At 73.3% G+C, this 23,330-nt stretch carries 24 protein-coding genes; 14 read left to right on the top strand and 10 right to left on the bottom strand.

From position 1 onward, the window contains the following. Positions 1-32 precede the first annotated feature (32 nt). Positions 33-989 (top strand): helix-turn-helix transcriptional regulator, encoded by a 957-nt coding sequence (locus tag EDD40_RS33305; protein WP_170185278.1) that lies wholly within the window; start codon positions 33-35, stop codon positions 987-989. Here EDD40_RS33305 and EDD40_RS33300 read toward each other — a convergent pair. Then, positions 943-1,650 carry an SDR family oxidoreductase gene (locus EDD40_RS33300; RefSeq protein WP_123746436.1) on the bottom strand — a complete coding sequence of 236 codons (708 nt, stop codon included), beginning with the start codon at positions 1,648-1,650 and terminating at the stop codon, positions 943-945. The genes EDD40_RS33305 and EDD40_RS33300 overlap by 47 nt on opposite strands. A 99-nt stretch (positions 1,651-1,749) precedes the next feature. On the opposite strand from EDD40_RS33300, the gene EDD40_RS33295 reads away from it, so the two are divergent. Continuing rightward, on the top strand, positions 1,750-2,790 hold the full coding sequence (locus EDD40_RS33295; protein ID WP_123746435.1) for a serine hydrolase: 1,041 nt from the start codon (positions 1,750-1,752) through the stop codon (positions 2,788-2,790). A 54-nt stretch (positions 2,791-2,844) separates the two neighbouring features. On the opposite strand, the gene EDD40_RS33290 is transcribed toward EDD40_RS33295, so the two are convergent. Both EDD40_RS33290 and EDD40_RS33285 read right to left on the bottom strand, forming a co-directional pair. Further along, positions 2,845-3,033, bottom strand: coding sequence for a DUF397 domain-containing protein (locus tag EDD40_RS33290; RefSeq protein ID WP_123746434.1), 189 nt, complete (start codon positions 3,031-3,033; stop codon positions 2,845-2,847). Continuing rightward, a complete protein-coding gene (locus EDD40_RS33285; protein ID WP_123746433.1) occupies positions 3,030-3,896 on the bottom strand; it encodes a helix-turn-helix domain-containing protein in 867 nt (288 codons plus the stop codon). Before EDD40_RS33285 ends, EDD40_RS33290 begins: the two co-directional genes overlap by 4 nt. Positions 3,897-4,051: 155 nt before the next feature. Here EDD40_RS33285 and EDD40_RS33280 point away from each other — a divergent pair, with 155 nt between their 5' ends. Further along, positions 4,052-4,318 carry a hypothetical protein gene (locus EDD40_RS33280; protein ID WP_123746432.1) on the top strand — a complete coding sequence of 89 codons (267 nt, stop codon included), beginning with the start codon at positions 4,052-4,054 and terminating at the stop codon, positions 4,316-4,318. A gap of 33 nt (positions 4,319-4,351) precedes the next feature. On the opposite strand, the gene EDD40_RS33275 is transcribed toward EDD40_RS33280, so the two are convergent. Both EDD40_RS33275 and EDD40_RS33270 read right to left on the bottom strand, forming a co-directional pair. Continuing rightward, positions 4,352-5,212, bottom strand: coding sequence for a PP2C family protein-serine/threonine phosphatase (locus EDD40_RS33275; protein WP_148088975.1), 861 nt, complete (start codon positions 5,210-5,212; stop codon positions 4,352-4,354). A gap of 192 nt (positions 5,213-5,404) precedes the next feature. Then, the gene (locus tag EDD40_RS33270) at positions 5,405-6,376 is read right to left on the bottom strand and encodes a quinone oxidoreductase family protein (RefSeq protein WP_123746430.1); all 972 of its coding nucleotides are present in this window, start codon (positions 6,374-6,376) and stop codon (positions 5,405-5,407) included. Between the two features lie 284 nt (positions 6,377-6,660). Between EDD40_RS33270 and EDD40_RS33265 the strand changes: the two genes are divergently transcribed. Both EDD40_RS33265 and EDD40_RS33260 read left to right on the top strand, forming a co-directional pair. Beyond that, positions 6,661-7,236, top strand: a complete 576-nt coding sequence (locus tag EDD40_RS33265) for an SRPBCC family protein (protein ID WP_211348281.1) — start codon at positions 6,661-6,663, stop codon at positions 7,234-7,236. 87 nt (positions 7,237-7,323) lie between these two features. Further along, entirely contained in the window at positions 7,324-8,676 is a 1,353-nt protein-coding gene (locus EDD40_RS33260) for a Dyp-type peroxidase (RefSeq protein WP_123746429.1), read from the top strand. Here EDD40_RS33260 and EDD40_RS33255 read toward each other — a convergent pair. Genes EDD40_RS33255 through EDD40_RS33245 form a run of 3 tightly spaced genes read right to left on the bottom strand, consistent with a single transcriptional unit; the run spans position 8,673 to position 11,757 of the window. Then, positions 8,673-9,506, bottom strand: a complete 834-nt coding sequence (locus tag EDD40_RS33255; RefSeq protein WP_236594396.1) for a sugar phosphate isomerase/epimerase family protein — start codon at positions 9,504-9,506, stop codon at positions 8,673-8,675. The two genes, EDD40_RS33260 and EDD40_RS33255, sit on opposite strands and share 4 nt — an antisense overlap. After that, positions 9,503-10,621: a dihydrodipicolinate synthase family protein gene (locus EDD40_RS33250; protein WP_123746428.1), complete on the bottom strand. Its 1,119-nt coding sequence runs from the start codon at positions 10,619-10,621 to the stop codon at positions 9,503-9,505. The genes EDD40_RS33255 and EDD40_RS33250 overlap by 4 nt, the downstream gene beginning before the upstream one ends. Continuing rightward, a complete protein-coding gene (locus tag EDD40_RS33245) occupies positions 10,618-11,757 on the bottom strand; it encodes a Gfo/Idh/MocA family protein (RefSeq protein WP_123746427.1) in 1,140 nt (379 codons plus the stop codon). Before EDD40_RS33245 ends, EDD40_RS33250 begins: the two co-directional genes overlap by 4 nt. A 186-nt stretch (positions 11,758-11,943) precedes the next feature. On the opposite strand from EDD40_RS33245, the gene EDD40_RS33240 reads away from it, so the two are divergent. The 4 genes from EDD40_RS33240 (at position 11,944) to EDD40_RS33225 (ending at position 16,242) form a co-directional block, all read left to right on the top strand. Beyond that, positions 11,944-12,585, top strand: a complete 642-nt coding sequence (locus EDD40_RS33240; RefSeq protein WP_123746426.1) for a TetR/AcrR family transcriptional regulator — start codon at positions 11,944-11,946, stop codon at positions 12,583-12,585. Positions 12,586-12,651: 66 nt separating this feature from the next. Continuing rightward, positions 12,652-13,692 carry a LacI family DNA-binding transcriptional regulator gene (locus EDD40_RS33235; protein WP_123746425.1) on the top strand — a complete coding sequence of 347 codons (1,041 nt, stop codon included), beginning with the start codon at positions 12,652-12,654 and terminating at the stop codon, positions 13,690-13,692. 151 nt (positions 13,693-13,843) lie between these two features. Next, positions 13,844-15,211 (top strand): hemolysin family protein, encoded by a 1,368-nt coding sequence (locus EDD40_RS33230; protein ID WP_123746424.1) that lies wholly within the window; start codon positions 13,844-13,846, stop codon positions 15,209-15,211. Then, positions 15,208-16,242, top strand: coding sequence for a hemolysin family protein (locus tag EDD40_RS33225; RefSeq protein ID WP_123746423.1), 1,035 nt, complete (start codon positions 15,208-15,210; stop codon positions 16,240-16,242). The genes EDD40_RS33230 and EDD40_RS33225 overlap by 4 nt, the downstream gene beginning before the upstream one ends. A 74-nt stretch (positions 16,243-16,316) precedes the next feature. Here EDD40_RS33225 and EDD40_RS33220 read toward each other — a convergent pair whose 3' ends face one another. Further along, positions 16,317-16,979 carry an LmbU family transcriptional regulator gene (locus tag EDD40_RS33220; RefSeq protein ID WP_281277825.1) on the bottom strand — a complete coding sequence of 221 codons (663 nt, stop codon included), beginning with the start codon at positions 16,977-16,979 and terminating at the stop codon, positions 16,317-16,319. 157 nt (positions 16,980-17,136) lie between these two features. Between EDD40_RS33220 and EDD40_RS33215 the strand changes: the two genes are divergently transcribed. The 3 genes from EDD40_RS33215 to EDD40_RS33205 all read left to right on the top strand — a co-directional run bounded on the left by EDD40_RS33215 (position 17,137) and on the right by EDD40_RS33205 (position 18,947). Next, on the top strand, positions 17,137-17,676 hold the full coding sequence (locus EDD40_RS33215; protein WP_123746422.1) for an RNA polymerase sigma factor: 540 nt from the start codon (positions 17,137-17,139) through the stop codon (positions 17,674-17,676). Continuing rightward, on the top strand, positions 17,669-18,607 hold the full coding sequence (locus EDD40_RS33210) for a CU044_5270 family protein (RefSeq protein ID WP_123746421.1): 939 nt from the start codon (positions 17,669-17,671) through the stop codon (positions 18,605-18,607). Before EDD40_RS33215 ends, EDD40_RS33210 begins: the two co-directional genes overlap by 8 nt. Positions 18,608-18,668: 61 nt before the next feature. Then, positions 18,669-18,947, top strand: a complete 279-nt coding sequence (locus EDD40_RS33205) for a hypothetical protein (RefSeq protein WP_123746420.1) — start codon at positions 18,669-18,671, stop codon at positions 18,945-18,947. A gap of 103 nt (positions 18,948-19,050) precedes the next feature. On the opposite strand, the gene EDD40_RS33200 is transcribed toward EDD40_RS33205, so the two are convergent. Continuing rightward, a complete protein-coding gene (locus EDD40_RS33200) occupies positions 19,051-20,259 on the bottom strand; it encodes an MFS transporter (RefSeq protein WP_123746419.1) in 1,209 nt (402 codons plus the stop codon). A gap of 171 nt (positions 20,260-20,430) precedes the next feature. Here EDD40_RS33200 and EDD40_RS33195 point away from each other — a divergent pair, with 171 nt between their 5' ends. Together EDD40_RS33195 and EDD40_RS33190 are read left to right on the top strand one after the other, a co-directional pair. Beyond that, positions 20,431-21,255, top strand: a complete 825-nt coding sequence (locus EDD40_RS33195) for a 3-methyladenine DNA glycosylase (RefSeq protein WP_236595222.1) — start codon at positions 20,431-20,433, stop codon at positions 21,253-21,255. 98 nt (positions 21,256-21,353) lie between these two features. Next, positions 21,354-23,135, top strand: a complete 1,782-nt coding sequence (locus tag EDD40_RS33190) for a substrate-binding domain-containing protein (RefSeq protein ID WP_123746417.1) — start codon at positions 21,354-21,356, stop codon at positions 23,133-23,135. The last annotated feature ends 195 nt before the right edge of the window (positions 23,136-23,330 follow it).

Genomic DNA, 23,330 nt, shown 5'->3' with positions numbered 1-23,330 from the left:
CTAGGAGGCCTTTAGGACATAGGATGTCCGTGATGACGATGCCGGGGAGGATGTTGCGCCTGCTGTCGCTGATGCAGGGCAGGCGTGACTGGACGGGGCCGGAGCTGGCCGAACGGCTGGGTGTCACGGACCGGACGGTGCGCCGCGACGTCGAGCGGCTGCGGGAGCTGGGCTACCCGGTCGACGGCACGACGGGCACGGCGGGCGGGTACCGGCTCGCGTCGGGCCGCAACCTGCCGCCGTTGCTGCTGGACGACGACGAGGCGGTGGCGGTGGCCGTGGGTCTGCGCACGGCGGCGGGCGTGCACGGCATCGAGGAGTCGTCCACCAGGGCGTTGGCGAAGCTGGAGCAGGTGCTGCCGTCGCGGCTGCGGCAGCGGGTCGCGGCGGTGCGGGACGCGATCGCGGTCATGGCGGTGGACGGCCCGGTGTCCGACCCGGCGGCGCTGGGCGTGCTGGCGTCGGCGTGCCGGGACCACGAGGTGGTCGCGTTCACGCACCGGGGCCGGGAGCGGCGGGTGGAGCCGCGCAGCCTGGTGACGGCCTACCGGCGCTGGTACCTGCTGGCCTTCGACCCGGAGCGGGAGGACTGGCGGACGTTCCGGGTGGACCGGATGGTCGCGCCCCGCGCCACGGGCCGCCGCTTCACGCCGCGGGAGCCGCCCGAGGGCCCGGCCGCGTACGTGGCCCGTTCGCTGACCACCGCGCCGTACCGGCACACGTGCACGGCCGTGGTCGACGCGCCGGCGTCGGTGGTCCGGTCACGGCTGGTGGTGGCGTTGCCGGGCCGGGTGGAACCGGTCGACGACCGGACGTGCCGGGTGCGGTTGGGCGCGGACGACATCGCGCACGTGGCCGCGGACCTGCTGCTGCTGGGCGCTCCCTACACGCTCGACGCCTCGCCGGAGGTCCTCGCGGCGTTGCGCGAGGTCGGCTCCGGCATCACCGGTGGGCGTCCTGGCCCGCCGGGCGGATCAGGATCTCGTTGACGTCCACGGTCGGCGGCTGGCTCACCGCGTACAGCACGGCACGGGCCACGTCCCGCGGGTCGAGCTTGGGGTCGGCCGCCCGCGACGCGGGGATGCCGCCGGTGTCGGTCAGGCCGGGTTGCACCAGCGTGACGCGGACGCCCGTGCCGACGCACTCGGCCCGGATCGCCTGCGCGAGCCCCGTCACCGCCCACTTGGTGGCCGAGTAGAGGTTCCCCGGCCGCACCCCGCGCCCGGCCGCCGACCCGGTCAGCACCAGGTGGCCGGCGTGGCGCATCAACGCGGGCATCGCCGCCCGCGCGGTGAACGCGGGGCCGCACACGTTCGTCAGCACCATGTCGCTCCACTCGGCGGGCGGCGCGCCGCCGGTCGTGGTGAACGAGGTCGTGACGCTCGCGCCCGCGTTGGCGAACACCACGTCGAGGCTGCCCCACTCCTCCTCGACGCGCCCCATCAGGGCCGCGAGCTGCTCGTACACCCGCACGTCGCACGAGGCCGCCCACACCCGGTCGGGTCCGCCGAGCTGCGCGGCGAGCTCCGCCACCGCGTCCGCGTCACGGGCCGTGAGGACCAGTCGGTACCCGGCCTCGGCCGCCAGGCGGGCGGTCGCCGCGCCGATGCCCCGGCTGGCCCCCGTCACCAGGAATACTCCTGCTCCCATGGGGTGCAGGTTACCGCTGGTCAGCTCCGATTCACCGGATCGGAGCAACAAAACAGCGGCCTGCGGCGTCTTACGGGAACATCCACTGATTGGGGGCACATGAACATCAACCGCAGGTTCGCGCTGGGGCTGGGCTCGGCGGCGGCGGCGAGCGCCGTCCTCGGTTCGACCGCCGGGACCGCGCAGGCCCAGACGACCGAGGCGGAGTGGGACGCGGTGATCCCGACGACGGCCGAGCAGGCGCGCCGCAAGATCTCGCTGAAGTACGCGTGGGAGACGGCGCGGGCGCGGGGCACGTGGTCGTCCTACATCGGCGTCGCCGACCCGGACGGCGTGGTGAAGCCGGCCGTCGAGGCCGAGGCGGACCGCGTGGTCGAGGCCTACAGCGTGAACAAGGTCGCTGTCGCGCTGGCCGTGCTGGACAAGGTCGACCGGGGGCTGATCACGCTGGACCAGCGGGTCGAGGTCACCTCGGACATCGTCATCCGGGACACCGACGGCATCTTCCACCTCGACGGCGGCTATCCGAGCTCGGTGACCGTGGGCCACGCCCTGGCCAACCTGCTCACGGTGTCGGACAACACCGCGGTGCGCCTGTGCGGCCTGGTCGTGCCCGCGCTGGAGCTGAACGAGATCCTGCGCGCCAAGGGCTTCGTGCACACGCAGGTCGTCCCGGTGGCCAACCCGAACCGGTTCTACCTCGGCACCACCACGGCGCGCGAGACGTTCACGATGCTGCGCAGGCTCGCGGCGGGCGAGCTGCTGTCGGCGGCGTCGACCCAGCACCTGTTCACGGTGCTGCGGTCGTTGACGTCGTTCACCGACGGGATCCGGCTCAACCTGACCTCGGCGGAGCGGCTGAACGTGGCGACGAAGGCGGGTTGGGAGGCCGACGGCCGCAACGAGGCGGGCATCGTGTTCGACGTGAACGGCAAGCCGATCATCACCTACGCGCTGTTCGCGTCCGGCCAGTACAGCGGCAACCAGGCGGTGAACGAGGAGAACTACGGGGCCACCCACCCGGCACTGCGCGCCCGCGCCGCCCTGGGCCGCACGCTGTACGACTCGGTCCTCCGCATCACCGCGAACACCCCGCGCACCTACCGCACCCCGCAGTACCGCCCGGTCAACGGCGGCTGACGCACGCGCGACGGAGCCCGCCCCACGAGCACGGGGGCGGGCTCCGTCGCGCGGTCAGGAGTTCTTGAGCCCGGCCAGGAACTTCCGCCACTCCCCTGCCGGGAACGACAGCGTCGGGCCGACCGGGTTCTTGGAGTCCCGTGTGGCGACCCCACCGGCAACCGGAGCGACCTCAACGCACTCGCCGCTGGTGCTGAAGCTGCTCTTGCGCCAAGCCGCACCCGACAGATCCGCATGCCTCATGTGTGCGCGAACTTCCTTTCCTGACCGGCGATGAGGGCCATCGAGTCGTCAGGACTCCTGGCCACCGCCACAAGTTGGTCGAAGTCGGCCCGAAAGCGCTTGATGTCGGCTTCCGACTCCAAGAATATCTCACCGGCCGGACCGTCGACGTAGATCAAATCGGTGTCGAGCGGGTCCTCGAAGTCCAGGACGATGAACTGCCCCGGCATACCGGGATGAGCGCCGGCGGTGAACGGGATGACCTGGATCGTCACGTTCGGAGCCTGGGCGGCTTCGAGCAAGCGCGCGAGCTGTGCCCGCATGACATCGGGTCCGCCGACCTCGCGGAGCAGCGCGGCTTCGTCGAGCACCGCCCAGAACTCCAGCGGTTCCTCCTTCGACAGCACGTCCTGCCGACCCATCCGAGCGGTGACGACGTCCTCGGCCTGGTCGTGCGTCGCCCCGCGCAGGACCCCGCGGGTCACGGCGCGGGCGTAGTCCTCGGTCTGGAGCAGACCGGGGACCGAGGTTCCCGAGTAGTGGCGCAGACCGCGGGCCTCGCGCTCGAAGCTGATGTACGCGGTGTACCCCTCGGGCAGGTCCTCGTGCCAGGGCTGGATCCAGCCCTCCCCCGCCGACTGCTTGTACAGCGCCTTCAGGCGGAGCTGCTCGTCGGTCGGGATCTCGTACAGCTTGAGCAGCATGTCCAAGGTCCGGTACTGCGGGCGGGCACGGGCGGTCTCGATGCGGTAGAGGGTGGTGGAGTGCAGGCCGGTCCGCTCCTCCACGTCCTCGCGGCGCAGGCCGGTGCCGTCGCGGAGCCTCCTGAGCTGCCCGGCCAACCTGCGCAACCTGATGGTCGGCGTGCTCCTCTTCGCGGCCACGATGTCCGTCCTCCTCGGTGCTGCACGGCGAACGCAAGGCCCCTCTCTGCGTTTTTTGCGTTCCACGTCGGAGGTCGGCAGCCTTGCGGGCAGTCACCGTATCGACGACGCAGCGTAATCACCACCACCTGGACCGGTGGGGCGGGAGGAGCGACATGACCGAGCAGGAGTTCGCCGTGCTGGTGCAGGAAGTCGCGCGGGAAGAAGCACCGAGGCTGTTCGCGATCGTGGAGGAGCAGGGTGACCGGGAGAGCGTCCGGGTGGCGGGCTACGGCGTCGCCTTCGAGGACCGGGCCGAGGTCAGCGCCGTGGAAGGCGGCTTCCACCTCAGCTCCCAGAGCCCGGAGAGCGCGCGCGTCCTGTTCGAGATCAGTTCGCGGTCGGCCGGGACGCGGCGGGCCCACCTGGTGTGGCTCCGGTAGGGGCCGGGTGGCGCGTGCGCGCCACCCGGCTCGTCAAGCGACTACTTCGACGGCACCTTGGGCAGGGTCTGCGTCGGGCTCTCGTCCGGCGGCGGGTTCTGCGGGTCCGGCGGGTTCTTCTGGTCGGCGTTCGACATGGTTGTTCCTCTCGTCCGTGCCATGAGCGGTCGCAGGGCGGTCGGGGTGGGGGATGACCAGGGCCGTGACGTCGTCACGGCTGCCGTGCGCGCGGGCCGCGGCGACCAGTTCCTCGGCGCACCGCTGCGGGTCGTCGCCGTGGTCGAGGAGCAGCCCGCGGAACTCCTCGTGCGGCAGCTTGAGACCGTCGGAGGCGAGGACCAGCAACCGGGCGACCGCCTCGAAGCCCTCGACGCCGTAGAGCGGGACCCGGCCCAGGTTGTGCCGCAGCTTGTGGTCGTGCGCGGCGGCTTCGGCGTCGGTCGCGCCTTGGCCGCGCATCTCCTCGCCGAGGGTGTGCGGGGTCGTGAAGCGGCGCAGGGTGCCGTCGTCCTTGAGGCCGTAGGCGGAGCTGTCGCCGGCGTGGGCGATGCGCCAGTAGCCGCCCGACCGCACCGACGCCACGACGATCGCGCCGTTGGGCTCGGGGCTGTCGTCGTCGTCGTGGTCGGCGTAGGGGGCCGAGGCGGCGACGACGCCGAGCACGGGCGTGCCCCGGGCGGCCACGCGGGCGGCGACGGACGCGGTGACGTGGGCGAAGTCCACGACCTCGGGGGTCGAGCCGGTGCCGTCCACCACCGCCGCCGCGAACGTGTCGCGGTACGCGTGGTGGGCGTGGGCATCGGCGTTGAGCGGGCGGCTCGGCCCTCGGGAGGTCGCCGCGCCGACCTGGACGCGGGCGGAGGACACCACCGGGATACCGGCTGACGTGGTCATGGGGCGGATCCTCTCGCGGCGACGACCGCTTGGCCGTGACCGTAGAGCGAAAATCCCCACAACAGCGCGGGAAACACCTGTCAGAACCGCGCGCGCCACTCAGCCGGGTGATCCGGCGGCGGGCGGGCACGCCGTGCGACCGCCCGCCGTCCCGCCGCACCGGCGGCGACACGGCGGTCGGCGGCTCCTCGCTCAGGGGATCAGCAGCAGCTTGCCCGTCGAGGCGCGCTTCTCCAGGTCGGCGTGCGCGACGCTGGCCTCGGCCAGCGGGTACTTCTGTCCGATGTGGACGGTGATGGCGCCGTCGCGCACCCAGGCGAACAGGTCGTCCGCCCGGCCCATCAGCTCCTCGCGGGTGGCGATGTAGTCCGGGATCATCGGCATGACCAGGCGAGGGGAGCCCGGCTTGCCCGCCCTCATGTCGATGGACGTGATGGGACCGCTGGTCTGCCCGTACAGCACGATGGTGCCGCGCGAGCGCAGGGCGGCGAGGTCGCCGTCGATGGTGTCGTGGCCGACGCCGTCGTAGATGACGTCCACGCCCTTGCCGCCGGTCAGCTCCCTGGCCGCGGCGGCGAAGTCGACCTCCGTGTACCGGATCACCTCGTGGGCGCCCGCCGCCCGGGCGACCTCTTCCTTCTCGGCGGTGGACACGGTGCCGATGACCCGCGCGCCCCGGAGCCGGGCCACCTGGGTGAGCAGCCGGCCCAGGCCGCCGGCCGCCGCGTGGACGAGCACGGTCTCGCCGGGGCTCACCGGGTAGCACGACCCGGTGAGGTAGTGGGCGCTCAAGCCCTGCAGGAGCACGGCGGCGGCCTGCTCGGCGCTGACGCCGTCGATCACCGGCACGACGCTGTCGACGGAGACCACGACCTGCTCGGCGTAGGAGCCGGTCGGGCCGAAGACGAGGCTGGCGACGAGGTCGCCGACGGCGACACCGGTGACACCGGCTCCGACGGCCGCCACGGTCCCGGAGCACTCCAGGCCGGGGACGTACGGGAGGTCGCGGGGGAACAACCCGATCCGCTGGTCGATGTCGTGGAAGTTGACGCCGGCCGCGGCCACGTCGATGAGCACCTCGCCGGGACCGGGCGCCGGGGTCGCCCACTCGCCGAAGGTTAACTGCTCGGGACCGCCTTGATGGTGCACTACGGTTGCGCGCACTGCGCTCACCCTTTCGCTGACCACGAAGTCCGACGGGGGCAAACGTCCCCCTGTATCCGAATTCTCTTCGCAATCAGCCCCGGCGTTACCCCCCATTATTGCTGCTCACGGTGGGTATAGCGCCGGTAAACTTAAAGTGACGTAGATCACTTCCAACACTTCGGACCTTCTCGCGCAACTTACGGGTTGCACCTCGACGTGGTCCGGTGCGACCATGGCGACACGCCCGGGTTCCCGTGCGGTCCACGCCGACCAGCCCACGCCCGTCGGCCGGGAAGGACCCCTTGACGCCCGTCGTGACCACCGCCCACCACCACGCGCACCCGGGAGAGATCATGGACGGCCAGGACTTCAGCACCACCATCTCGACGCACCGGACACCGGACGAGGTGTTCGCCGCCGTGGTGAACACCAGGGGGTGGTGGTCCGAGCACATCGACGGCGGCACCACCCGGGCCGGCGACCGGTTCACCTACCACTACTTCGACAACCACCGCTGCACCGTCGAGCTGACCGAGGTCGTGCCCGGCGAGAAGGTCGTGTGGCGGGTGCTGGACAACTACTTCAGCTTCACCCGGGACCGCACCGAGTGGACCGGCACGGAGCTGGTCTTCGCCATCTCCCCCACGGCCGACGGCGCCCAGCTCCACTTCACCCACGTCGGACTGGTGCCCGAGTACGAGTGCTTCGACCTCTGCTCGAAGTCGTGGGGCTTCTACGTCGGGACCAGCCTGCGCGAGCTGATCGACACCGGCAAGGGCCGCCCCAACACCAGGACGGCGGGCGGCGAGCTGTACCGGGCGCCGACGCCGGTCCGGTCCGTGATCGGCACGCGCGCGGCGGCGCCGCGACGCCCGTGACCGGTCGTCGGCCGGCGGCACGTTGACAATCCGTTCCCGGTTGTATCCGGAGCGCGACGCGCACCTCCTGTAAGCAGGGGGTGAACGATGACCGACCTGCTGCACCACCGCGCGCTACGGCGGGAAGTGCCTCCTCCGCTGCGCCGGTCCCACGACATCCAGGGCAACGTCCTGGCCGCGTTCAACAAGGACCACCAGCTGTTCCGGTTCGTCCGCTTCACCGACGACCGGCTCGGGCGCACGTGGCTCGCCGCCATGCTCGGGCACCTCGACGCGACCTCCGACGTGGAGGACTTCAACGAGCTGTTCTCCTTCGGGCGCACGACGTCCGGCGGCGACCCCGCCGGACTGAGGGCCACCTGGGCGAACGTGTCCCTCACGCCCGAGTGCCTGATCGACCTGAGCGTCAACCCCCACGCGACCCGGGAGGACCTGCGGGAGCACTTCCCGCACACCGCCGAACGAGCGGCGCGGGCCAACGGCGACACCGGCGACTCGGCGCCCGCCCACTGGCTGTTCGGCCGCGCGGACCAGCGGGTGGACGCCGTGGTCACGGTCGCGTCCGACGACCCGGACCGCCTGGCGGGGACCGCGCGCGACCTGGACGTGCTCGACACCCTGCTCGGCGTCACGACGGTCCACGAGCAGCACGCCGCCACGCTCCCGGGTGACCGGCGCGGGCGCGAGCACTTCGGTTACAAGGACGGCATCTCGCAGCCCGGCGTGCGCGGTTTCCACCACGAGGACCGCGACCGGCCGGGCCACCGCGCCGGCCGGCCGGGGACGCTGCTGGTGAACGCGGGCGAGTTCGTGTTCGGTCACCCGGCCGAGTCGCCCCGCCCGCACGCCGCCGCGTGGCTGACGGACGGCTCGATCCAGGTGGTCCGCCGCCTCACCCAGGACGTGGACGGCTGGCGCGACGCCGTGGAGCGGCACGGCCGGGGACCGGAGCTGATCGGCAGGCGCCCGGACGGCCGTCCCCTGGCCGCGCGGCCCGGCCACCCCGACGTCGGTCACCCCGAGGACCCGTTGCGGCACAACGACTTCGACTACGCCGACGACCCGGCGGGCACGGCGACGCCCTGCCCGGCCCACATCCGCAAGACGAACCCGAGGTCGTTCACGCACCGGACGCCCCGGGAGCACCGGGTGCTGCGCCGGGGCATCCCGTTCGGCCCCGCCGCGACCGGGTCGGCCGACGACCACGAGCGCGGCCTGGTGTTCGTGGCCCACTGCACGTCGTTGGCCGAGCAGTTCGAGTACGTCCAGCGGACGTGGGCGCTCAACCCGGACTTCGCGCCGGGCGAGCGCGGCGCGCCCACCGGGGTCGACGCCGTGATCGGCGGCGGCTTCGTGCGGACCACCGGCGCGCTCTACGCGCTGACGCCGTCGATCAGCACCCTCAGACTGCTCGCCGCGGGTCGCGAGCTGCCCCGTTAAGGGGTGACGGGGAGTCGGTCGTGGCCGCCGTCCACGACCGGCTCCCAGCCCGTCGCGTGCCGCCGCACGAGGTCCGCCGCGACCGCGTCGAACGGCCGCGCCCACACCTCCTCGTTGAACACCTCGACCTCCACGAACCCGTCGTACCCGGCTTCGGCGACGAGCGAGGTCAGCCCGACCAGGTCGATGTGCCCGTCACCGGGCAGCCCGCGGCCCAGCAGCACGTCCGCGGGCAGCGGCGTCACCCAGTCGCACACCTGGTAGGAGTGGATGCGCGGGCCGGCCCGCCGGACGTCGTGCGCCAGCGCCGGGTCCCACCACACGTGCAGGGCGTCCACGACCACCCCGACCACCGAGGGCGGGTACGGCGCGGCCAGCTCCAGCGCCTGCCCCAACGTCGACACCACGCCCCGGTCGGCGCAGAACACGGGGTGCATCGCCTCCACCGCCAACCGCACGCCGGCCGACTCCGCGTGCGGCGCCAGGACCTCCAGCGCCGACGCGACCCGGCCCCGCGCCGCGACGAGGTCGCGGTCGGGCACGCCGCCGGGCACCAGCACCAGGCACCGCGCGCCCAGCGCGGCGGTCTCGTCGATCGCCCGCCGGTTGTCGTCCAACCGCTGGTCGGAGCCGGTGAAGAAGCCGCCGCGGCACAGCGACGAGACCTCCAGCCCGGCCGACGCGACCAGCGCCGCCGTCCGCGCCAGCCCGTGCTCGGCCACCGGGTCGCGCCACAGCCCGATCCCCGGGATGCCGTTGCGCACGCACACGTCGACCACCTCGGGCACGGACGCCCGCTTCACCGTGGCCTGGTTCAACGAGAGCTTCACGTCAGCACGTCCAGCAGTCGTCCCCACCGCCGGGCGGCGAGGTCCGGGTCCGGCAGCAGCCCGGCGAGGTCCGCCAACCGCAACGCCTCCCCGAGGTGCACCACGTCCCGGGCCGACTGGAGACCGCCGACCATGCCGAACGCGTCCTGGAACCCGCCGAGCCAGGCCAGGAACACCACACCGGTCTTGTAGTGGTACGTCGGCGCGCCGAAGACGTGCCGCGACAACGCCACGGTCGGCTCCAGCACCTCGTGGTACCGGGCGCGGTCGCCCGCGGCCAAGGCGCGCAGCGCGGTCGACGCGGCCGGCGCGATGGCGTCGAAGATGCCCAGCAACGCGTCGCTGTGCCCGAGCTCGTCGCCCGCGATCAGCTCCGGGTAGTTGAAGTCGTCGCCGGTGTAGCACCGCACGCCCGCCGGCAGCGACCGCCGCAGCCCCACCTCGTGCGAGGCGTCCAGCAGCGACACCTTCACGCCGTCGACCTTGTCCGGGTAGGCCTTGATGAGGTCGAGGAAGTGCCCGGTCGCCGCGGGCACGTCCGCGGAGCCCCAGTAGCCGCGCAGCGCCGGGTCGAAGGCCGTGCCGAGCCAGTGCAGGATCACCGGCCGGTCGACCTCCTCCAGCAGTGCCCCGTACACCTCCTGGTAGTCCTCGGGCCCGCGCGCGGTGGCGGCCAGCTTCCGGCTGCACATCAGGATCGGTTGCGCGCCCGCCTCCACGACGGCCGCCAACTGCTCCCGGTAGGCCGTCAACGGGTCCGCGGTGTCGTGGTCGGTGCCCACGCCCGCCGCCAGCCTGCCGGTCGCGATCGACGCGCTGCGCCGGATCAGCTCCAGCGCGGTGTCCCAGTCCAGGCCCATGCCGCGCTGCGCGGTGTCCATGGCCTCGGCGACGCCGAACCCGTGCTCCCACAGCCGCGTCCGGTACGCCAGCGTGGCGTCCCAGTCGAGCCGCGCGGGCGCGCCGGGGACGTTGCCGCCGAACGGGTCCGCCACCACGTGCGCCGCCGCGAACGCCACCCGCGAGTCGAACGGACCGGTGTCCCACGCCTTCGGCGCGCCGAGCCGGTGCTCGCGGAACGCGCCGTCCCGGCCGGGCAGCTTCACCGACGTCACGCCGGCACCTCGATCCGACGGCCGGTGCGGGAGGACTCCAGGCCCAGCGCGGCCAGCCGCACCGTGCGCACCCCGGAGTGGAAGTCGTGCGCGTACGGCGTCCCCAGGGCGACGTGCTTCAGGAACTCCTCCCACTGCACCATGAACCCGTTGTCGAACACCTCGTTGTCCGGGACTTCCTGCCACAGCGACCGGAAGTCGATCGACGACGGCACGTCCGGGTCCCACACCGGCTTGGGCGTGATCGCCCGCGACTGCACCTTGCAGTTGCGCAGCCCGGCGACCGCGCTGCCCAGCGTGCCGTCCACTTGGAACTCGACCAGCTCGTCGCGGTTCACCCGGGTCGCCCACGACGAGTTCACCTGCGCCACCACGCCACCGGCCAGCTCGAAGATCGCGTACGCCGCGTCGTCGGCCGTCGCCTCGTACGGCGCGCCGTTCTCGTCCCACCTCGTCGGCACGTGCGTGACGGCCCGCGCGGTCACCGCCTCCACCGGGCCGAGCAGCCCTTCCAGCAGGTAGCTCCAGTGGCAGAACATGTCCACCACGATCCCGCCGCCGTCCTCGGCGCGGTAGTTCCACGACGGGCGCTGCGCGGCCTGCCAGTCGCCCTCGAACACCCAGTAGCCGAACTCGCCGCGCACGGACAGCACCCGGCCGAAGAAGCCGCCGTCCAGCAGGCGCTTGAGCTTGCGGATGCCCGGCAGGTAGAGCTTGTCGGCCACCACGCCGTGCTTCACGCCCGCCGCGTCGGCGTGCCGGGCCAGCCCCAGCACCTCCTCGGGCGTGGCCGCGACCGGCTTCTCGCTGTAGACGTGCTTGCCCGCGTCGATCGCCGCGGTCAGCGCCGACACGTGCGCCGACGTCACCTGCGCGTCGAAGTAGACCGACACGTCCGGGTCGCCGAGCGCCGCGTCGAGGTCGGTGGTCCAGCGCGGCAGGTCGTGCCGCTCGGCGATCTCCTTGAGCTTGGCGGGGTTGCGGCCGACCAGCAGCGGTTCGGGGACCAGCACGTCGTCACCGACCCGGATCCCGCCGCGCTCGCGGAGGGCCAGGATCGACCGGACGAGGTGCTGCCGGTACCCCATCCGCCCGGTGACCCCGTTCAACGCGACGCCGATCGTGCGCACCGCCATGCGTACACCCCGCTCACATTCGTGGAAAGCGCTTTCCAACACGCTACGGTCGGCCCCTCGCGGACGTCAACCTCCGGGTGGGCCGCCGGCGTCCGGTCCGGGGCGTCCGCTTCGATCGGACCACCCAGACCACCTGGTAGCGACTATCTTGATGATAGTGAATATCATAGAGTTAGTCTCTATCGCATGAATGACGATGGACCGAGCTTGCGCGAACGCCGGCGGGAGGAGACCCGACGCCTGGTCCAGTCGTGGGCGATGCGGCTGTTCGTCGAGCGCGGCTACGACGCGACGACCGTCAACGACGTCGCACGGGCCTCCGGCGTCTCGCCGATGACCGTCTACCGGCACTTCCCGACCAAGGAAGACCTGGTGCTGCACGACCGGTGCGACGACTTGCTCGCGGAGCGGGTCGCGGCCCGGCCGGCCGACGAGCCCCCGGTGCGCCGGATCGGGCGGGCCCTGGTCGACGCGACCCGGTCCCTCCTCGGCCCCGCCGGGGGCGCGCGGTCGCCGGAGCACGACCTGCTCCTCGCCCGCCTCCGGCTGGTGGTCGACACGCCCGCGCTGCGCGCCCGTCACCTGGACAGCCAGTACGCCACGCGGAAGGCGCTCGTCGACGCGGTGCTCGGCGACGCGCCGGACCCGGAGGCGGAGTTCCGCGCGCAGGCCGCGGCCGGCGCCTGCCTGGCCGTCCTGCACGTCGCGCTGGTGCGGTGGGCGCGGGAGGACGGGCGCCCCGACCTGCCCGACCTGATCGCCGCCGGGCTCACCGCCGCCTTCGACGACGATTCCGGCCGGCCACCCGCGAGCCGCCCCACTCGGTGACTTCGCCTTCGGCCGGTGCGCCGCAACGGCTAGTCTCGCCCGACCAGGAACGCGAAGGAGGCGGCGTTGACGTCGCGGCAGGTCACGCTGGCGGAAGTGGCGAAGCACGCGGGCGTGTCCCTCGCCACCGCGTCACGCGTGCTCAACGGCAGCACCCGGCAGGTCAGCGAGGAGCTGCGCGAACGGGTGCTCGGCACCGCGCGCGGGCTCGGCTACCTGCCCAACGCCTCGGCGCAGGCGCTCGCCCGCAACTCCAGCGTGCTCGTGGGCCTGGTGGTGCACGACATCGCCGACCCCTACTTCTCCAGCATCGCCGCCGGTGTGACGAGGATCGCCGAGGACGCGGGGCTGGTCGTGGTGCTCGGCACCACGGGCCGCGACCCGCGCCGCGAGGTGGAGCTGGTGAACACGCTGCGCGCGCACCGCGCCCGCGCCCTGGTGATCGCGGGCAGCCGCACCACCGACCGGTCGGCGTCACGGCTGCTCGCCGAGGAGATCACCGCGTTCACCGCGCAGGGCGGCCGGGTGGCGTGCGTCTCCCAGGCCAAGCTCGGCACGGACACCGTGGTGCCCGCGAACCGCTCCGGCGCCCGCGCGCTGGCCCGCCGGCTGGCCGCGCTCGGCCACCGCCGGTTCGCCGTGCTGGCCGGCCCGCCCGACCTGGTGGTGGCGCGCGACCGGCTGGCCGGGTTCAAGGCCGGGCTGGCCGACGAAGGGCTGGAGCTGCCCGACGCGAACGTCATCGCCAGCGACTTCACCCGCGACGGCGGGCACGCGGCCGTGGCCGACCTGGTCGCCGCGCGCACCGGCGCGACCTGCGTGTTCGCCGCGAACGACGTGATGGCGCTGGGCGCGATGGCGGGTTTGCGCGAGCACGGCCTGCGGGTGCCGGAGGACGTCTCGGTGGCGGGGTTCGACGACATCCCCACCCTGCGCGACCTGGTGCCCGCGCTGAGCACCGTGCGGCTGCCGCTGGAGGAGATGGGCGAACGCGCGGCGCGGCTGGTGCTGGACGACGTGGTCGCGTCCCCGCGCACGGTCCGGGTGGCCGGCGAGGTGGTGCTGCGGGCCTCGACGTCACCGCCCAGCGGTATCGGACTGCGCTGACCGGTGATTACGCTCTATTCTGGACACCGTTCGACCACCCCTCACGAGGAGTGATCTCTTCCGTGCGCGACGCGCAGTCCCCGGGCTGCAGTACCGAGCCGGGTCCGATACCCGGCTGCCAGCCCCACCCGGCCCACCACCGGTGGGCCCGATGACCATCCTGTTCAGCCTGCTCGGCCTCGCCGCCGTGGTGGTCCTCACCATCGGCACGTTCATCGCGGTCGCCGCCGAGTTCTCCCTGACCGCGCTGGAACGCAGCACGGTCGAGGCACACGTCGCCCAAGTGGGTGATGCCAAGGCCCGGACCGTGGAGAAGGCGCACCGGTCCCTGTCGTTCCAGCTCTCCGGCGCGCAGCTGGCGATCACCATCACCACGCTGATCACCGGCTACATCGCCGAACCCGCCATCGCCGAGCTGATCTCCCCCGCGCTGACCGGCGTCGGCGTGCCCCCGGCCGCGGCCGGGCCGATCGCGTTGACGCTGGCGCTGGCGCTGGCCACGTCGCTGTCGATGGTGTTCGGCGAGCTGGTGCCGAAGAACCTGGCCATCGCCAAGCCGCTGGAGACCGCGCGTGCCGTCGCCGGCGTGCAGGCCGGGTTCTCGGCGGTGTTCAAGTGGCTGATCAGCCTGCTCAACGGCACCGCGAACTGGCTGGTGCGGCGGCTCGGCGTCGAACCCGCGGAGGAGCTGGCGTCGGCCCGCTCGCCGCAGGAGCTCGGCGCGTTGATCCGCTCCAGCGCCGAGCAGGGCACCCTCGACCCGAGCACGGCGACCTTGCTGGACCGCTCGCTGCGCTTCGGCGACCGCACGGCGGAGGAGCTGATGACGCCGCGCGTGCGGGTCGAGTCGCTGCGCTCGGACGCGACCGTGCTGGACCTGGTGGCGAAGGCGCGGGAGACGGGGTTCTCCCGCTTCCCCGTCTACACCGGCGACCTGGACGAGGTGCGCGGCATCGTGCACGTCAAGCAGGCGTTCGGGGTGCCCCGGTCGCAGCGGGCGACCACGCCGGTGTCGGCGCTGACCCGGCCGGTGCAGACGGTGCCCGCCACGTTGGAGGGCGACGCGCTGCTGGACCGGCTGCGCGCCTCGGGCCTGCAGACGGCGCTGGTCGTCGACGAGTACGGCGGCACGGCGGGCCTGGTCACGTTGGAGGACCTGGTCGAGGAGATCGTCGGCGACGTGCGCGACGAGCACGACCGGCGGGAGACCTCGCCGGTGCGGCGGCTCGGCGGCGAGGCGTGGCTGGTGTCCGGGCTGCTGCGCGACGACGAGGTCGCCGAGGCGACCGGGTTCCGGATGCCCGAGGGCGACTACGAGACCGTGGCCGGCCTGGTGCTGGCCCGGCTCGGCCGCATCCCCGACGCGGGTGACGAGATCAGGGTGGACGACTGGCGGATCACCGTGGTGCAGATGGACCGGCACCGGGTGGCCGAGCTGCGGGTGGCCAGGGTCGACCCCGCGGCCGACCCGTCGGCGCTCGACCCGTCGGGACCGGACCGGTCGGAGGTGCCCCGGTGATCGTGCTGGTGATCTTCCTGCTGCTGGCGGGCAACGCGTTCTTCGTGGGCGCCGAGTTCGCCATCATCACCGCCCGCCGCGACCGGCTGGAGGCGTTGGCCGAGCAGGGCGGCAGCCGGGCCCGCACGGTGATCAAGGCGGGCCGCGAGCTGCCGCTGCTGATCGCGGGCGCGCAGCTCGGCATCACGCTGTGCTCGCTCGGTCTGGGCGCGCTGGGCGAGCCGGCGGTGGCGGCGCTGCTGGAGGCGCCGTTCCACGGCGTCGGCGTCCCGGACGCGGTGCGGCACGGCGTGGCGTTCGCGTTGGCGCTGATCATCGTCGTCGCGCTGCACACCGTGCTGGGCGAGATGGTGCCGAAGAACCTGGCCATCGCCGGTCCCGAGCGCACCGCGCTGCTGCTGGTGCCCGCGCACTACTGGTTCTGCCGGCTGGTCGCGCCGCTGCTGCGCGGGTTCACCGTGGTGTCGACGGCGGTGCTGAAGCTCGTCGGCGTGACGCCGAGGGACGAGCTGGAGTCGGCCTACACGCGCGACGAGCTGGCCCTGCTGATCGGCCAGTCGCGGCAGGAGGGCCTGCTGGAGGACTCCGAGCACCGGCGGCTGACGCAGACCCTGTCGTCGGCCGAGCGGACCGTGGCCGACGTGCTGGTGCCGTTGGACCGGATCACGTCGGTGCCGTCGCGGCCGACCATGGAGGAGGTGGAGGCCGCCGTGTCGGCCACCGGCTTCTCCCGGTTCCCGGTGCGCGAGGACCAGCGGCTGATCGGCTACCTGCACGTGAAGGACGTGCTGGACCTGGCGCACGCCGACCCGGCCACGCGGGTGCCGCCGAGCCGGGTGCGCGGCCTGCCCCGGGTGCCGGTGGACGCGACCCTGGACGACGCGGTGGCGGCGCTGCGGCGCTCGCAGAGCCACCTGGCGCAGGCCGTGTCGGCCGACGGCGTCGTGCGGGGCCTGGTGGCGTTGGAGGACCTGGTCGAGGAGTACGTCGGCACCGTCCGGGACGGCACGCACGTGCGCCGCGAGCTGTGACGGGTGGTGCGGGCGCCACAGATCCCGGCGCCCGCACCACCCCGGCGGCCCCTACCGCCCCGGCAACCGGCGGATCACGACGCGGGCCGCACAGCGGGCAGGCCGACGTACTCCCGCTCCGCCGACAGCTCCGCCGGCGGCGGCACGCTGACCAGTTCGAGGTCCTGGTCGGCGGCGCGGTCGAGGGCCGTCACGATCCACGCCTCGAAGTCGGCGTTGGCGGCCATCGCGGCGCGCCGCCACCGGTCCACCGCGTCGCTGCCCGCGTTGACCCGCGGCATCACCACCCGCTCCGGCTTCGAACCGGGGTGGCGGCTCTCCCGCAGCGCCCGGCGCAGCGCCGTGCGGGACCAGCTCTCCCGCTGCGCCCGGTCGAGCCACTCGTCCTGCTCGGCCGGCGGCAGCGCCGCGACCTCGGCGTGGTGCTGGAACGGCAGGCCCTGCCGCCGCCGTGACGGCTCGAACTTGCGCGCGATCCACGCGTAGTTGCGCAACGTCTGGTAGTCCAGTCCCACGGCCTCGACCGCCCGGCGGTACCGGTCGGTGTACCTGTCCTGGCCGAAGACCAGCCAGTCGCCCAGGTACCACGCCGACGAGCTGGCGATGCGGGAGATCCGCTGCCCCGCCTGCTCCCACGACTCGAACGTGACGTCGCGCGGGAACGCCAGCCCCACCGGCGTGGTGAGGATCCGGCCTTCGACCGCGCCGCCGGGACGACGGCGCGGCACTGCGTTCACCTTGTCCACTTGCTCCCCCTGATCGCTTATGGGTGTCCTTGCTACCCCAGGGGTCCTCACACACCGGTCAACTTCCGCTCACACCGTGAACCCGATCGAGCCGGCCGGCGGACAACAGGTGACCGCCCTTCACCGGGAACCAGCCGGAAAGGCCACCATGACACCCACCGACGCCGAGATCATCGACCGGTCGCGGCACGAGCCGGACGCCTTCGCGGCGATCTTCGACCGGCACGCGCCGCACATCCGGCGGTACCTCGAGCGCAGGCTCGGCGCCCAGGTCGCGGACGACCTCGTCGCCGAGACGTTCCTGACCGCGTTCGACAAGCGGCAGCGCTACGACCGGGCTCGACCGGACGCCCGGCCGTGGCTCTACGGCATCGCGACGAACCTCGTCGGCCGGCACCGCAGGCACGAGGCCCGCCGGCACCGGGAGCGCTCGGCGGAGACCGCCGAGGTGGCCGCGTGGGCCGTGCGCTCCCGGCTGGCCGGGGCGCTGGCCGGGCTGACCGCCGGAGACCGCGACGTGCTGCTGCTCGTGGCCTGGGAACAGCTGGCCTACGAGGAGGTCGCGGCCGCGCTGGCGATCCCCGTCGGCACGGTGCGGTCCCGCTTGCACCGGGCCCGGCGCAAGGTCAGGGAGGCGTTGGGCGGGCAGAACCCCACCGAGGTCGAGGAGTTGCTGAACAATGGATGAGCTGCGGTTGCTGCGCGAGATGGGCGACGAGACGCCGTTGCCGGACGAGGCGGCGCTGGCGCCCGCGCGGGCGGTGCTGCTGGCCGGGATCGCCGAGCGGGGACCGGTGCGGCTGCGCAAGCGCCGGTCGAGGTACGCGCTGGTCGGCGCGTCGGTGGTCGGGCTGGCGGCGGCCGTCGCGGCGACGATCACGCTGCTGCCCTCCGGTCGGCCTGCCCCGGGTGGTCAGGCGCTGACCACCGCGTCGTCGGCCGCGGCGGTCGAGGCCGAACCGGTGACCGACCCCGTGCGGCTGCTGGCGTTCGCCGCCAGGGCGGCCCGCGCCGATCCGGCCGCGCCGCCGCGCCCGGACCAGTTCGTCTACACGCGCAGTGAGGCGGGCGGTGATCCGGCGCGGGAGATCTGGCTGTCGGTGGACGGTGTCCACGACGGGTTGCTGACCAACCACGACGGCTCGACGTCACGGCTGCCGGGGTGCGTGGGCGGGCAGCGGGACGTGTTCAAGGACCCCGCGGTGGTGCTCGGCACGGAGCCGTGCGAGCCGCGGCCGGCGTACCGGTCCGACCTGCCGACCGACGTGGACGGGATGCTGGCCCACCTCGACGCGAATGCCAGTGGCGAGCCGGGCAGCGTCAACGCGCGCGGCAAGGACGTCCTCGCCCTGATCAACGAGTCGCTGCTGCCGCCGCTGACCAGGGCCGCGCTGTACGAGGCGGCGGCCCGCGTGCCGGGGCTGTCGGTGGTGCGGGACGCGCGTGACGCGGCGGGCAGGCCGGGGGTCGGCATCACCTGGCCCGTGCCGCCGGGCGCGTCACCGGACGCCGAGCCGGTGACGGTCGTGTTCGACGCGCGGACCTACGAGCTGCTCGGCACGAACTTCCACGCCATCACCGCGCAGGCCGTGGTGGACCAGGTCGGGCAACGCCCCTGACCGCGCGGGTGGGACCGGTCCGCCGGGGCGTGCCCGGTCCCACCCCACTACGGTTGGTCACGTGGATCCGCGTGAGGACGACGACGAGGAAGACGACTTCGACCCCGAAGAGGACGAGGACGGGTTCGACGACGACGACGACGACGTCGAGGACGAGGACGACCTGTTCGGCGTGACCTCGGAACCCCGCACCATCTGCCACCTGTGCGGCGGGGCGGGTTTCATCGCCAACCCGACCTCCGCGGTCATCGGGGGCGCGCCGCGAACCGTCGACAACGGCCGCGAGTGCCCGCACTGCGTGGGGGCGCGCAAGTTCCCCGGCCTGGTCCCCCCGCTCTGACACCCCGGCGCGACCCCGACCGGCCCGACGTTGCCGGACCCCGCCGGCGGAATGAGAACAGGGCTCCCGGGCGAGGACCCCTGCGCAGCGCGGCCGGTGGGCGTCAGCGGCCGGCGGCGACCAGTTCCGCTTCCCGGAACGCCCGGGGCGAGAGTCCCCGCCAGGCGGTGATCAGGGCGCCCACCTGCACGACCGTGGCCATCACCCACACCGCGCGCACGCCGAACCCGGCCGCCACGAACCCGCCCGCCAGCGCCCCCAGCGGCGTCAGCCCCCAGGCCAGCGCGCGGTGGCTGGTGAGGACCCTCCCCAGCAGGGCGGGCGGTGTGAAGCGCTGCCGGCTGGACTGCGAGCAGACGTTCCACACGATCACGGTCGCCGACTGGGCGAACATCAGCGCCCCGATCGCCCACGCCCACGGCGGCAGCAGGACGAACAGCGCGATGGTCACCACCATCCCGACCTGGGCCAGCCGCATCGACCACGCGTACCCCAGCCGGTCGACCACCCGGGCCACCACGAACGACGACGCCACCCACCCGGCCGCCATCGCCGCCTGCATCACGCCGTAGCCGACCGCGCCGAGCCCGAGCAGGTCCCTCGCGTACAGCACGAACATCGACATCGTGGCGCTCGCCGCGAACGACCCGAGCGCCACCGCCACCGTGATCGACAGCAACAACCGCGTGCCGACCAGGAACTTGAGCCCCTCCCCGATGTCGCGCAACGGGTGCTTGGTGGTCGACGGCGTCGAGCGAGCCGAACGCAGCCCCCGGACCAGCGCCAACGCCACCAGCGCGGCCGCGACGGCGACCCACGCGGGCGTGCCCAGGCCGAACGCCACCAGGAAACCCGCCGCCGGCGGCACCACGAACTGCACCACGCCCCGGTCGATCAGCATCAGCCGCGTGTTCGCCGCCGGCAACCGGCCCGGCTCCACCACCTCCGGCACCAGCGCGCCCGTCGTGCCGTCACCGAGCACCTGCGCGGACGTCACCACGAACGCCAGCACCACCAGCAGCGGCAGGCTCAGCGCGTCCGTCACACCCGCCACCGCGAGCGCCAGCGCCGCGCACCCCTGCACCGCGTAGGCCCACGTCAGCACCGTGCTGCGCCGCACCCGGTCGATCAACACGCCCGCGAACAGCGAGAACACCAGCCACGGCGCCTGGCCCACCACGTTGACCAGCGACAGCTGCCGCGGGTCGGACGTGATGGTCGCCGCGATCCACGGCAACACCGACAACATCAGGCCTTCGGCCACCGAACCGGACACCACGACGGCCTGGAGCCGCACCCACCCCCTGGACATGGTCCACACCTTGCCCGTCGGACGCCGCCGACACCGGACCTTTTAGCGTGGAGTGGACCCGTCGGCGGGCTCGGGACCGCCTCCGACCGGGGCGAAGTACCCTGATGCGTTGTGGGGGCCGTCCTGTCGCAATCCGAGTGGACCGCGCGCCGTGACGCGCACGCGGCCCGGATGCGCCGGTGGACGGGGCCGCACCACGAGCGCAAGGCCGCCGGCCGCAAGCACCCCGTGCTGGACTTCCTGTTCTCCTACTACTCGCACCGCCCGTCCCGGCTGGAGCGCTGGCACCCCGGGCCCGGCGTGGTCCTGGAAGGCGACGCCGCGCTCGCCTACCTGAAGTGGCCCGTCTACCGGCGCACCCCCGACGGGGTGACGCTGGACGTGGAGGCGTTCGCGCGGGAACGGGCCAACACGATCGAGTTCGCCGGGCGGCTGCTGGCCGCGACCGCCGGCCGCGCGCCCCGGCTCGGCTGCTTCGGGCTGCACGAGTGGGCGATGGTCTACCGGCAGCGGCCGGAGCAGGTGCGGCACGACGCGTGGCCGTTGCGGCTGGGCAGCGAGGGCACCGACCGGGTGGTGGAGTCGCAGCGGGTGCAGTGCGGGCACTTCGACGCGTTCCGCTTCTTCACCCCCGACGCACGGCCGCGCAACGCGGTGCAGCCGACCCGCGAGACCCAGGTCGACCTGGAGCAGCCGGGCTGCCTGCACGCCAACATGGACCTGTTCAAGTGGGCCTACAAGCTGGACCCGGCGACACCGTCGGAGCTCGTCGCGGACTGCTTCGAGCTGGCCGTGCGGATCCGCGAGCTGGACATGCGGGCCAGCCCGTACGACCTGGCCGAGCTCGGCTACGAGCCGGTGCGGATCGAGACCCCCGAAGGTCGCGCCGAGTACGTTCGGCGGCAGAGCGCGTTCGCCGAGGACGCCGCGCCGCTGAGAGCCAGGCTGATCGAGCTGAGCCGGGTGCTCGCCGAAGCCCCCGTGCCCGCTCGATGACCTGGAGTGACTTCACCCGGGCCACCGACCGCACCTGTTAGCGTGACGCCGGTCGGGATTCGCCAGCCGTACCCGGTCGGACGCTGAGAGGGAAGACGATGTCTCGACACCGCGCGCTGCGGACGAAGGTGCGGCGCGGCATCGCGACGTGGCCCGTGGCCATCGTCGGCTTGGTGGTCCTCCTCGTGCTCGGGTGGCTCGGCTGGAACTGGGTCGGCGGGCTCGTGGACCGCCGTGCCGCGGCCCAGGCGGGCGACTGCGACGAGGGCCACGCGCTGCTCCGGGTCGCCTCGACGCCCAGCGTCGCCGAGGCGGTCAAGCAGGTCGCCGAGGCGTGGAGCAGGCAGCGGCCCGTCGTCTACGACCACTGCATCCAGGTCGAGGTGCAGTCGATCGACTCCGAGGTCGTCCTCGAAGGCCTCACCCAGGGCTGGGACACCGCCGAGATCGGCGAACGGCCGCACGCGTGGGTCACCGACTCGATGCTGTGGGCGAACCGGCTCGGCGCGCAGAACGCCGCCCTGCTCGGCGCGGTGCCCGAGTCGATCGCGGCCAGCCCCGTCCTGCTCGCCCTGCACCAGGACGCGGCGCAGGCGGTGCAGTCCGGCTCCGGGTTCCGCTGGACCGACCTGCCCGACCTCGCGGGCGCGGCCGACGGCTGGGGCCGGTTCGGGCACCCCGAGTGGGGCCGGTTCACCGTCGCCATGCCCGACCCGACGGCGAACACGGCCACCGCGATGGCCGTGCAGTCGGCGCTGGCCGGCGCGAGCCCCGAGGGCAAGGGCCCCGTCACCACCGAGATGCTGGCGCTGGACCCGGTGAAGAGCACGATGGGCCGGTTGTCGTCGTCCAAGCCCGAGCAGACGCCCGCGAGCACGTGGGAGGCGTTGAAGACGCTGTCCGACGGCGTCGCGGTGAACGCGGCGGGGTTCAGCGCGGTGCCGGTGTTCGAGGTGGACCTGTACCGGCACAACACCGGCAAGGACAGCGGCACGCCGCCGTCGCAGCCCCTGTACGGGGTGGCGGCGGGCGGGCCGACGCCGATCGCGGACTTCCCGTTCGTGCCGCTGGCCGGTGACTGGGTCGGCGAGGCCCAGGTGCGCGCGGCGCAGGCGTTCCGGGAGTTCCTGCACGAACCGGACCAGCAGAAGATCCTGGCCGCCGCGGGCCTCCGGGTCGACGCGACGACCGAGCGGCCCAAGCCGTCGCCCGGCATCCGCTGGGCCGCCGTCACGGACACCCTCACGCCCGCCGACGCGAACACGACCCAGCAGATCTCGGCCGCGTGGGCGACCGCGGACGGCGGCCAGGTCGTCACCGTGCTCGTGGACACGTCGAAGTCGATGGAGGAACCCGGCGGCGAGGGCCGCAGCCGGATGGAGTGGGTGAAGCAGGCGCTGTCCGGGCAGGTCAACCGGTCGGTGTCCGGGTCGCTCGGGCTGTGGGAGTTCTCCCGGCAGCTCGACGGCGACAAGCCGTACCGGCAGCTCGTGGCCACCGGGCCGGTCGCCACCCAGCGGCAGGCGCTGCTGGACGGCGTCGCCGAGCTGGCCCCGCGCAGCGCCACCCAGCTCTACACCAGCGTGCTCGCGCTGTACGAGCGGATGCTGGCCGAGCACCAGGACGGCAAGCGCAACCGGATCGTGGTGCTCACCGACGGCGTGAACGACGGCGGGCTCACGTTCGAGGAGCTGACGTCGCGGCTCGCGTCGATCAAGCAGCCGGGCAAGGACATCGCGATCAGCGTGATCGCGCTCGGCCCCGACCCGGAACGCGCGCCGCTGTCGGAACTGGCCCGGTCCACCGGCGGCACGCTGTCGGTGGTCGAGGACGGCCGCGGCGTGGACGCCGCGCTCGGGCAGCTCCTCTCGGCTGACTAGCCGCGACCGGCACGGGTCGACGCGGCTCGGCGCGGCTTGATCGGCTGCCCACCGCGACCGCCGGCGGCCCGGCGAGGCACTCGAACGGCGGCAGCGGTCGCGGCGGTGACCCGTTCACCGCGCACCGCGGCTGCGGCGCGTGGCGACATCGCGTCGAAGTGCGCCGAACGAAGGACCGCGGTGCGTCATTCGACC

It is taken from the genome of Saccharothrix texasensis, assembly GCF_003752005.1.
In the GTDB taxonomy this organism is placed as follows: domain Bacteria; phylum Actinomycetota; class Actinomycetes; order Mycobacteriales; family Pseudonocardiaceae; genus Actinosynnema; species Actinosynnema texasense.
The sequence above is the reverse complement of the archived record's forward strand: the minus strand, read 5'-3'. Positions and strand labels throughout refer to the sequence as shown.

Bases quoted from the DNA above. Each gene is read 5' to 3' on its own strand.
- EDD40_RS33295 (WP_123746435.1), top strand. From the start codon at position 1,750: ATGAACATCAACCGCAGGTTCGCGCTGGGGCTGGGCTCGGCGGCGGCG.
- EDD40_RS33195 (WP_236595222.1), top strand. From the start codon at position 20,431: ATGCGCCGGTGGACGGGGCCGCACCACGAGCGCAAGGCCGCCGGCCGC.
- EDD40_RS33245 (WP_123746427.1), bottom strand. From the start codon at position 11,757: ATGGCGGTGCGCACGATCGGCGTCGCGTTGAACGGGGTCACCGGGCGG.
- EDD40_RS33210 (WP_123746421.1), top strand. From the start codon at position 17,669: ATGGATGAGCTGCGGTTGCTGCGCGAGATGGGCGACGAGACGCCGTTG.
- EDD40_RS33260 (WP_123746429.1), top strand. From the start codon at position 7,324: ATGACCGACCTGCTGCACCACCGCGCGCTACGGCGGGAAGTGCCTCCT.
- EDD40_RS33190 (WP_123746417.1), top strand. From the start codon at position 21,354: ATGTCTCGACACCGCGCGCTGCGGACGAAGGTGCGGCGCGGCATCGCG.
- EDD40_RS33305 (WP_170185278.1), top strand. From the start codon at position 33: ATGACGATGCCGGGGAGGATGTTGCGCCTGCTGTCGCTGATGCAGGGC.
- EDD40_RS33230 (WP_123746424.1), top strand. From the start codon at position 13,844: ATGACCATCCTGTTCAGCCTGCTCGGCCTCGCCGCCGTGGTGGTCCTC.
- EDD40_RS33300 (WP_123746436.1), bottom strand. From the start codon at position 1,650: ATGGGAGCAGGAGTATTCCTGGTGACGGGGGCCAGCCGGGGCATCGGC.
- EDD40_RS33200 (WP_123746419.1), bottom strand. From the start codon at position 20,259: ATGTCCAGGGGGTGGGTGCGGCTCCAGGCCGTCGTGGTGTCCGGTTCG.
- EDD40_RS33290 (WP_123746434.1), bottom strand. From the start codon at position 3,033: ATGAGGCATGCGGATCTGTCGGGTGCGGCTTGGCGCAAGAGCAGCTTC.
- EDD40_RS33215 (WP_123746422.1), top strand. From the start codon at position 17,137: ATGACACCCACCGACGCCGAGATCATCGACCGGTCGCGGCACGAGCCG.
- EDD40_RS33275 (WP_148088975.1), bottom strand. From the start codon at position 5,212: ATGACCACGTCAGCCGGTATCCCGGTGGTGTCCTCCGCCCGCGTCCAG.
- EDD40_RS33240 (WP_123746426.1), top strand. From the start codon at position 11,944: ATGAATGACGATGGACCGAGCTTGCGCGAACGCCGGCGGGAGGAGACC.
- EDD40_RS33280 (WP_123746432.1), top strand. From the start codon at position 4,052: ATGACCGAGCAGGAGTTCGCCGTGCTGGTGCAGGAAGTCGCGCGGGAA.